9 protein-coding genes are annotated in these 10,058 nt (G+C 60.9%); all 9 read left to right on the top strand.

Going from position 1 to position 10,058, the window contains the following annotated elements; translation table 11 throughout:
• The first annotated feature begins 135 nt into the window (after positions 1-135).
• The 9 genes from ACW9HW_RS15840 to purH all read left to right on the top strand — a co-directional run bounded on the left by ACW9HW_RS15840 (position 136) and on the right by purH (position 10,004).
• Positions 136-1,878, top strand: a complete 1,743-nt coding sequence (locus ACW9HW_RS15840) for a protein-disulfide reductase DsbD (protein WP_457400690.1) — start codon at positions 136-138, stop codon at positions 1,876-1,878.
• A 132-nt stretch (positions 1,879-2,010) separates the two neighbouring features.
• A complete protein-coding gene (gene aroQ / locus ACW9HW_RS15835) occupies positions 2,011-2,463 on the top strand; it encodes a type II 3-dehydroquinate dehydratase (RefSeq protein WP_033059577.1) in 453 nt (150 codons plus the stop codon).
• 48 nt (positions 2,464-2,511) lie between these two features.
• Complete coding sequence (gene accB / locus ACW9HW_RS15830) at positions 2,512-2,976, top strand: acetyl-CoA carboxylase biotin carboxyl carrier protein (protein WP_095192041.1); 465 nt, start codon at positions 2,512-2,514, stop codon at positions 2,974-2,976.
• 17 nt (positions 2,977-2,993) lie between these two features.
• Positions 2,994-4,352, top strand: coding sequence for an acetyl-CoA carboxylase biotin carboxylase subunit (accC, locus tag ACW9HW_RS15825; protein WP_095192042.1), 1,359 nt, complete (start codon positions 2,994-2,996; stop codon positions 4,350-4,352).
• 269 nt (positions 4,353-4,621) lie between these two features.
• On the top strand, positions 4,622-5,500 hold the full coding sequence (gene prmA / locus ACW9HW_RS15820; protein ID WP_095192043.1) for a 50S ribosomal protein L11 methyltransferase: 879 nt from the start codon (positions 4,622-4,624) through the stop codon (positions 5,498-5,500).
• A gap of 30 nt (positions 5,501-5,530) precedes the next feature.
• Entirely contained in the window at positions 5,531-6,802 is a 1,272-nt protein-coding gene (locus ACW9HW_RS15815) for a DUF3426 domain-containing protein (RefSeq protein WP_457400688.1), read from the top strand.
• A gap of 185 nt (positions 6,803-6,987) precedes the next feature.
• Positions 6,988-7,998 (top strand): tRNA dihydrouridine synthase DusB, encoded by a 1,011-nt coding sequence (dusB, locus tag ACW9HW_RS15810; RefSeq protein ID WP_095192045.1) that lies wholly within the window; start codon positions 6,988-6,990, stop codon positions 7,996-7,998.
• Positions 7,995-8,315, top strand: a complete 321-nt coding sequence (fis, locus tag ACW9HW_RS15805; RefSeq protein WP_015093301.1) for a DNA-binding transcriptional regulator Fis — start codon at positions 7,995-7,997, stop codon at positions 8,313-8,315. Before dusB ends, fis begins: the two co-directional genes overlap by 4 nt.
• Before the next feature lie 81 nt (positions 8,316-8,396).
• Entirely contained in the window at positions 8,397-10,004 is a 1,608-nt protein-coding gene (gene purH / locus ACW9HW_RS15800; RefSeq protein ID WP_095192046.1) for a bifunctional phosphoribosylaminoimidazolecarboxamide formyltransferase/IMP cyclohydrolase, read from the top strand.
• Positions 10,005-10,058: the final 54 nt, after the last annotated feature.

Raw genomic sequence — 10,058 nt, 5'->3', positions numbered from 1 at the left:
CACAGGGCCATGCGCAGTCCCTGTGGGAGTGGGCTTGCCCGCGATGACGTCAGAACAATCACCGCAAATCTCACCACCCTGCACTCCGCGCTACTGTCCGCTATCATGCCCCCAACCCCGATACGCGAGACCGTCATGCGCCGTTTGCTTTGCCTGTTGCTTTTAGTGCTCGCCCTGCCGGCCACCGCCGGCGGGTTGTTGGACAGTCGCCCCAGTTCCTCCCTGGGCTCGATCAACAACAGCGCCGACTTCCTGCCGGTGCGCGAAGCCTTTCAGTTGAGCCTGGTAGAAAGCACCCCGCAATCGATCAAACTGCGCTTCGTCGCCACCGAGGGTTATTACCTCTACCGACATCGCTTCCAGTTTCGCGCCGACCCGGTCGATGTGTCCCTCGGTCCGGCGCAATTGCCCAAGGGCGAACAGAAACACGACGAGTACTTCGGCGATGTCGAGGTCTACCGCGGCATTCTCGATGTCGAACTGCCGCGCACCGATCAGCGGGCATTCACGCTCGCCGTGACTTATCAGGGGTGCGCCGACAAAGGCCTGTGCTATCCACCCGAAACCGAACGCTTGAGTATCGATGGCAGCGGAACAACGACTACCCACCATTGGAGTTGGCGTGAACTGGCGCTGTTCTTCCTCGCAGGCTTGGGCCTGACCTTTACGCCGTGCGTGCTGCCGATGCTGCCGATTCTTTCCGGCGTGGTGTTGCGTGGTCAGGTCGGTGGCTGGCGCGGTTTCAATCTTTCCCTGGCTTACGTACTGCCAATGGCCCTCTGTTTCGCGTTGCTCGGCGCACTCATGGGGATGTTCGGCGCGCAACTCAATCTGCAGGCGCGATTGCAATCAGCCTGGGTGCTGGTGCCGTTTGCGATGTTTTTCGCACTGTTTGCCCTGGCGATGTTTGGTGTATTCGAACTCAGGTTGCCGCATGCGATCAGCAGTCGACTGGACCGCATTGCCGGGCGTACAGAAGGCGGTTCGCTGTGGGGTGCAGCCGTGTTGGGCGTGGTGTCCAGCCTGCTGGTTTCGCCCTGCGTTTCGGCACCTCTGGCCGGAGCACTGCTGTATATCAGCGCCAGCGGCGATGCCTTGGGCGGCGGCCTGAAACTGTTCATGCTCGGCCTCGGCATGGGCGCCCCGCTGCTGCTGGTGGCCACGGGTGGGGCCGCCTGGCTGCCGAAAAGCGGACCCTGGCTGATCTACGTGAAAAACGCCATTGGGGTGTTGTTGCTGGGATTGGCGATCGGCTTGCTCAGTCGGGTTTTACCGGGCCAAATCACCTTGCTGCTGATCGGTTTGCTCGCCGGGGGCGTCGGTTTGTTCATGGGCGCGCTGGAATTCGTCTACAAACCGCCGCGAAAGCGCCTGGGCCAACTGCTCGGCATGTTCCTGCTGTTTTATGCACTGGCCTGCTGGTATGGCGGGTTCAGCGGCCAGAGCGATCCGCTCAACCCGATCGGCCCGTCGCGCACGGTTGTCGCTACCGGGCAAGCGCCCAACACCAACGCCTGGCAAACCATCAGCACGCCGGCGGACCTCGACCGCGTACTTGCCCAAGCCCGTTCGTCCGGTACTCCGCTGCTGCTCGACTGGTATGCGGACTGGTGCATCAGCTGCAAAGTCATCGAACACGAAGTACTCAACGACGCCACCGTCGTCGAACGTCTCAAGGGCTATCGACTGATTCGCTTCGATATCACCGCGAGCAACGCCGAACAACGGGCGCTGCTCGACCGCTACAAGCTCTTCGGCCCCCCGGCACTGATGTTTTTCGGCAGAGACGGGGCCGAACGCGCCGACGTGCGGGTGATCGGCGAGATCAGTGCTGCGGACTTCGCCGAACGTGTCGCCAGGGCGAATGACCGGATTTAATCAAGCAGTCATATATTTCGCGCAAACATCGGACATCGTGCTGGCTTTTGCAGAGAACTGGACAGTCACAAAGGCTTTGCGGCATAGTCGCCGGGTTCTGACATTTGCACTTGGATAACAAAGGAACAGCCGATGGCGACGCTACTGGTTCTGCATGGACCCAACCTGAACATGCTTGGCACCCGTGAGCCGGGCACCTACGGCGCCACGACACTGGCGCAGATCAACCAGGACCTGGAACGCCGCGCCCGTGAAGCCGGCCACCATTTGCTGCACCTGCAAAGCAACGCCGAGTACGAATTGATCGACCGCATCCACGCCGCCCGCAGCGAAGGTGTGGACTTCATTCTGATCAACCCAGCAGCTTTTACACATACAAGTGTCGCATTACGTGACGCGCTGCTGGCGGTGAGCATCCCATTCATCGAAGTGCATTTGTCTAACGTGCACAAACGCGAACCTTTCCGCCATCACTCTTACTTCTCCGACGTAGCGGTGGGAGTGATCTGCGGCCTTGGCGCCAGCGGTTATCGACTGGCCCTGGAGGCCGCCCTAGAGCAGCTTGAAAGACCGGCAACAGCTTGAACAACAAGCGTTAAACGCCCCTGACCGACCCTTGGGAGTTGATGATTCATGGATATCCGTAAAGTTAAGAAACTGATCGAATTGCTGGAAGAGTCCGGCATCGACGAGCTCGAGATCAAGGAAGGCGAAGAGTCTGTACGCATCAGCCGTCATAGCAAGACACCGGCTCAGCAGTACTACGCACCGGCTCCAATGCCTGCTCCGGCTGCCGCGCCTGTCGCTGCCGCCGCTCCGGCTGCCGCTGCAGCCCCCGCTGCTCCGGCCGCACCCGCACTGAACGGCGCCGTTGCCCGTTCGCCGATGGTCGGTACGTTCTATCGCAAGTCTTCGCCAACCTCGCCGTCCTTCGTTGAAGTCGGCCAGACCGTGAAGAAAGGCGACACCCTGTGCATCGTTGAAGCCATGAAGATGATGAACCACATCGAAGCTGAATCCAGCGGTGTGATCGAATCCATCCTCGTCGAAGACGGCCAGCCGGTTGAGTACGACCAACCGCTGTTCACCATCGTTTGAACCGCGGAGAGCCTTTGATGACTGCGAAGTTGGAAAAAGTTCTGATCGCCAACCGCGGTGAGATCGCACTGCGGATTCTGCGCGCCTGCAAAGAGATGGGCATCAAGACCGTCGCCGTTTATTCCAAGGCTGACAAGGAACTGATGCACCTGGGCCTGGCAGACGAATCCGTCTGCATCGGTCCGGCATCGGCCGCCCACTCCTACCTGCACATCCCGGCAATCATCGCCGCGGCCGAAGTGACCGGCGCCACCGCCATTCACCCAGGCTACGGCTTCCTCGCGGAAAACGCCGACTTCGCCGAACAGGTCGAGAACTCCGGCTTCGCCTTCATCGGCCCGAAAGCTGAAACCATCCGCCTGATGGGCGACAAGGTTTCGGCCAAGCACGCCATGATCGCCGCTGGCGTACCGACCGTTCCAGGTTCCGACGGCCCGCTGCCGGAAGACGAAGAAACCGCTCTGCGCATTGGTCGTGAAGTCGGTTACCCGGTGATCATCAAGGCCGCTGGCGGCGGCGGTGGTCGCGGCATGCGCGTCGTGCTCAAGGAAGAAGACCTGATTTCCTCGGCGAAACTGACCCGCTCCGAAGCGGGCGCAGCGTTCGGCAACCCGATGGTCTATCTGGAAAAATTCCTGACCAACCCGCGTCACGTGGAAGTCCAGGTACTTTCCGACGGCCAGGGTAACGCCGTGCATCTGGGCGACCGCGACTGCTCGCTGCAGCGTCGTCACCAGAAAGTTCTCGAAGAAGCGCCGGCACCGGGCATCGATGAGAACGCGCGTGAGGAAGTCCTCGCCCGCTGCGTCAAGGCGTGCATCGACATCGGTTACCGTGGTGCAGGCACTTTCGAGTTCCTGTACGAGAACGGCCGCTTCTACTTCATCGAGATGAACACTCGTGTCCAGGTAGAGCACCCGGTATCGGAAATGGTCACCGGCATCGACATCGTCAAGGAGATGCTCAGCATCGCCGCCGGCAACAAGCTGTCGTTCACCCAGGATGACGTGGTCATCCGCGGTCACGCGCTGGAATGCCGGATCAACGCCGAAGACCCGAAAACCTTCATGCCGAGCCCGGGCACGGTCAAGCATTTCCACGCTCCAGGCGGCAACGGCGTTCGCGTCGACTCGCACCTGTACAGTGGCTATGCCGTTCCGCCGAACTACGATTCGTTGATCGGCAAGCTGATCACCTACGGCGCAACCCGTGACGAAGCCATGGCGCGCATGCGCAATGCGCTGGACGAAATCGTGGTCGACGGGATCAAGACCAACATCCCGCTGCACCGCGACCTGACCCGCGACGAAGGCTTCTGCAAAGGGGGCGTGAACATTCACTACCTCGAGCACAAGCTGGCTGGCGAGAAGCACTAAGCTTCAACCGGCACACGACAAAGCCGCCTTCGGGCGGCTTTGTTGTATCTGGACATTTCACACGCCCCCTCCTGTGGGAGCGAGCCTGCTCGCGAAGACGGTGTGTCAGTCACATCAATGCCAGATATGCCAAAGTTTTCGCGAGCCGGCTCGCTCCCACAGGGTACAGGCAGGTCAAGCCACTCCCACAAAACCTCCGCGCTCGCGTAAACTTGCGCGCTTCTCGCAGCCCGCTAGGCTGCAATCAATATTTTTCAAAGGTGCCCGCCATGCCTTGGCTGCAAGTCCGTCTCGCCATCAGCCCAGAACAAGCCGAAACCTACGAAGACGCTTTCCTTGAAGTGGGCGCCGTGTCGGTGACCTTCATGGACGCCGAAGATCAGCCAATCTTCGAGCCGGAGCTCAACACCACGCCGCTGTGGTCGCACACGCACCTGCTGGCCCTGTTCGAAGGCGGCACCGAGCCAGGCCCGGTACTGGCCCACCTTGAGCTGCTGACCGGCAGCCCGCTGCCCGAACATCACAGCGAAGTGATCGAAGACCAGGACTGGGAACGCAGCTGGATGGACAATTTCCAGCCGATGCGTTTCGGTCAGCGCCTGTGGATCGTCCCAAGCTGGCACGCCGCCCCCGAGCCTGACGCCGTGAACCTGCTGCTCGATCCGGGCCTGGCGTTCGGCACCGGCACTCACCCGACCACCGCATTGTGCCTGGAATGGCTCGACGGTCAGGACCTGAAAGACTGCAACGTACTGGACTTCGGCTGCGGCTCAGGGATCCTGGCAATTGCGGCCCTGCTGCTGGGCGCCAAGGAAGCCGTGGGCACCGACATCGATGTGCAGGCGCTGGAAGCCTCTCGCGACAACGCCGGGCGCAACAATGTTGCCGAAGAACGCTTCCCGCTGTATCTGCCGCAAGATCTGCCTCAGGTTCAGGCTGACGTGCTGGTGGCCAACATTCTCGCTGGCCCGCTGGTATCCCTGGCGCCGCAACTGTCCGGCCTGGTCAAGTCCGGCGGTCGTCTGGCGCTGTCGGGCATCCTCGCCGAGCAAGGAGAAGAGGTCGCCGCTGCCTATGCCAAGGACTTCGATCTGGACCCGATCGCCAATCGCGATGGCTGGGTGCGCATTACAGGCCGTCGGCGCTAGAATGAACGCCTGCATACACCGGATCGCCGCATGACCGACAGCTTCGTCACCCAGTGCCCGCATTGTCAAACCAGCTTCCGCGTCAGCCATGCCCAGTTGAGCGTGGCACGTGGCGTCGTTCGCTGTGGCTCGTGTTTGCAGGTGTTCAACGCTGCCAAGCAATTGCTTGAGCAAGCTGGCAAGGAGCCTGTCGCTCCGGTCGCGCCAACCATCGCCGAAACGCCGGTACCCGCTGCGCCTCGAGCCATCAGCCAAAAGCAATGGACCGCCGCCGAGCTGGACCTGGACAGCCTCGATCTTGACGAAGAACTCGCCCGACTCGAACAGCGAGAAATCCAGCCGACCACCGAGTTCGGCCGACATCGCGAAGACACGCTCAGTGCGCGCCGCGACAGCGCCGAAAACGACGAAGAACCCTGGACGCCCGACAGCCTGTTCAGCGAGCCGGCCGCCGACCGCGTGCAAGCGGTCAACGAGCTTGATGAACTCGATTCGCTCGACGATCTCGAAGCTCCAGACATAGCACAACCACTGAAAGAAACAGGCATACTCGCGCGCACCGAACCATCGCTCTCGCTGGAACCGGTGGACCTGGACGACGAAACGCAGCCGCCACAGCTGCGCCTGCATGACCCGCTGGACGCGCCTCTTCATCACGAACGCCTGTCGGCGACGGCAACCGCTGAAATTGACGACGACCTGCCCTCGATCGAGCCGCCGCGCAAACGCCGCGAACGCAACGAACCGGGCGTTCGCGCCGATGTATTGCAGGACCTGACCGATGATCCGCTGCAGCTGGACTGGCAAAAGCGTCGCTCACCATGGGGTCGTCGGTTCTTCTGGCTGCTGTTGATCCTGCTCGGCGCCGGCGGGCTGGTCGGCCAGTACGTTGCGTATCACTTCGACGAACTGGCCCGCCAGGACCAGTACCGCCCGTGGTTCCAGCAACTGTGCCCGCAAATCGGTTGTACCGTGCCATCCAAGGTCGACATCGCGAAAATCAAAAGCAGCAACCTGGTGGTGCGCAGCCATCCGGAATTCGCCGGCGCCCTGGTAGTCGATGCGATCATCTACAACCGCGCGCCCTTCTCCCAGCCGTTCCCGTTGCTGGAATTGCGCTTTGCCGATCTCAACGGCCATCTGATCGCCAGTCGTCGCTTCAAACCTGGCGAGTACCTCAACGGCGACCTCGAAGGCATGGTGGAAATGCCTCCGCAAACGCCGATCCATATCGCCCTGGACATTCTCGATCCAGGCGCCAAGGCGGTGAATTACAGCCTGAGCTTCCACTCGCCCGAGTGAAACGATTCACTGATCCGCAATTGACGACGGCTTTCTGACTTTGGCCGCCCGGACCAAACCGCTGGCGATAACAGAATAACTGTTCAGATTTTGTTCAATTCAGCCTTTATCCAGTCATCGAGAGCGGGTATCATGCCAACCCTTTTTCGAACTCTCATGATCCGGCCCCACAACAGGGAAGCCCTATGTCGGCGGTACGCATCGGTCCATACACATTACACAACGGCTTGATTCTCGCCCCCATGGCGGGTGTCACCGACCAACCCTTTCGTCAGCTGTGCAAACGATTGGGCGCGGGACTAGTAGTCTCGGAAATGGTCACCAGCGACATGAGTTTGTGGAACACCCGCAAGTCGCGGATGCGCATGATCCACGAAGGCGATCCCGAGCCACGCTCGGTACAGATCGCCGGTGGCGACGCGCAGATGCTGGCGGACGCGGCCCGGGCCAACGTCGAACTGGGCGCACAGATTATCGATATCAACATGGGCTGTCCGGCGAAGAAGGTCTGCAACAAGGCAGCCGGTTCCGCACTGTTGAAGGATGAAGCACTGGTAACCGAGATCCTGCAGGCTGTCGTGGCTGCGGTCGATGTGCCGGTTACCCTGAAGATCCGTACCGGCTGGGACCGGGACAACAAGAATGGACTGACGGTGGCAAAGATCGCCGAGCAGGCTGGCATTACGGCGTTGGCGGTCCATGGCCGCACCCGTGCCGACCTGTACACCGGTGAGGCCGAGTACGACACCATCGCCGCGATCAAGCAGGCGGTGTCGATGCCGGTCTTCGCCAACGGTGATATCGATTCGCCGGAGAAGGCCCGATACGTGCTCGACGCGACCGGTGCCGATGGACTGTTGGTTGGACGGGCTGCCCAGGGGCGGCCATGGATTTTTCGCGAGATCGACCATTTCCTGCGTACCGGCGAGAAGCTCCCGGCGCTGGAGCTGATCGAGGTGGAACGCATTCTGCTGGAGCATCTGGCTGCGCTGCACACCTTCTATGGGGACGTGATGGGCGTACGCATTGCTCGAAAGCATGTGGGCTGGTATCTCGCAACCTTGCCGGGCGCCAGGGAGTTTCGCGCCCACTTCAATCGTTTGGAAGATACGGAAGCACAATGCGCCAACGTTCAGGGCTTCTTCGCCGAACGTTACGAGAGCCTGACAGGGGACGGAGAGTGGGTGGCCGCATGACGATGATGACCGAGACTTTAGTGAGTGGAACTACACCCGTGAGCGACAACGTGAATTTGAAACAGCACCTCAATACCCCAAGCGAAGAAGGCCAGACCCTTCGCGGGAGTGTCGAGAAAGCGCTGCACAATTATTTCGCCCACCTTGAAGGCGCTGCCGTCACGGATGTGTACAACCTGGTGCTCTCCGAAGTCGAGGCCCCCCTGCTCGAGTGCGTAATGAACTACGTCAAGGGCAACCAGACCAAGGCCAGCGAGATGCTCGGACTGAACCGGGGCACGCTGCGCAAGAAACTCAAGCAGTACGATTTGCTGTAAGCATTCAATCAAACCAGAAAGGCGCCCGCGTAAAAACGGTCGCCTTTTTTGCTGACTCCTTTGCTTTTGATGGAAATTGAGATGACCGACCAGACTACCCGCCTGCCGATCCGCCGCGCCTTGATCAGCGTTTCCGACAAGACCGGGATCCTCGAATTCGCCAAAGAGCTCGAAGCCCTGGGCGTCGAGATCCTCTCCACCGGCGGAACGTTCAAGCTGCTGCAGGACAACGGTGTTGCCGCAGTGGAAGTCGCTGATTACACCGGTTTCGCAGAAATGATGGATGGCCGGGTGAAAACCCTGCACCCGAAAATCCACGGCGGAATCCTCGGTCGTCGCGGTATCGACGACGCCATCATGAACGAGCACGGCATCAAGCCGATCGACCTGGTAGCGGTCAACCTCTACCCGTTCGAAGCCACCATCAACAAGCCAGGCTGCGACCTGCCGACCGCGATCGAGAACATCGACATCGGCGGCCCGACCATGGTCCGTTCGGCAGCCAAGAACCACAAAGACGTGGCCATCGTGGTCAATGCCGGTGATTACGCCAACGTTCTGGAAAACCTCAAGGCCGGCGGCCTGACCTACGCTCAGCGTTTCGACCTGATGCTCAAGGCGTTCGAACACACCGCTGCCTACGACGGCATGATCGCCAACTACATGGGCACCGTGAACCAGGCCGCTGACACGCTCAGCACCGAAGGCCGCAGCGAATTCCCGCGCACCTTCAACAGCCAGTTCATCAAGGCTCAGGAAATGCGCTACGGCGAGAACCCGCACCAGAGCGCGGCGTTCTACGTGGAAGCCAAGCCTGCCGAAGTCGGCATCGCCACCGCGACCCAACTGCAAGGCAAGGAGCTGTCGTACAACAACGTGGCCGACACCGACGCCGCGCTGGAATGCGTGAAGAGCTTCGTCAAGCCGGCCTGCGTGATCGTCAAGCACGCCAACCCGTGCGGCGTGGCCGTGAGCCCGGATGCCGAGGGCGGTATCCGCAAGGCCTACGACCTGGCCTACGCCACCGATACCGAATCCGCATTCGGCGGCATCATTGCCTTCAACCGCGAACTGGACGCTGAAACCGCCAAGGCGATCGTCGAGCGTCAGTTTGTCGAAGTGATCATCGCCCCAAGCGTCAGCGAAGAAGCCCGCGCCATCGTGGCGGCCAAGGCCAACGTTCGCCTGCTGGCCTGCGGTGAGTGGTCGGCGGATCGCGCCGCCGCCTGGGACTACAAACGCGTCAACGGTGGCCTGCTGGTACAGAGCCGCGATATCGGCATGATCGGCGCCGATGACCTGAAAGTCGTGACCAAGCGCGCACCGACCGAACAGGAAATCCACGACCTGATCTTCGCCTGGAAAGTCGCCAAGTACGTGAAATCCAACGCCATCGTCTACGCCAAGAACCGCCAGACCATCGGTGTCGGTGCGGGCCAGATGAGCCGCGTGAACTCCGCACGCATTGCCGCGATCAAGGCTGAGCACGCCGGTTTGCAAGTACAGGGTGCGGTCATGGCTTCCGACGCGTTCTTCCCGTTCCGTGACGGCATCGACAACGCAGCCAAGGCCGGCATCACCGCGGTGATCCAGCCAGGCGGCTCGATGCGTGACAATGAAGTGATTGCAGCCGCAGACGAAGCCGGCATCGCGATGGTGTTCACCGGCATGCGCCACTTCCGTCACTGATACACCGATCATCTGTGGGAGCGAGCCTGCTCGCGAAGACGGCGGCACATTTAA

Source organism: Pseudomonas sp. SDO5532_S415 (assembly GCF_054071155.1).
This window is presented reverse-complemented; position numbering and strand designations above follow the sequence as displayed.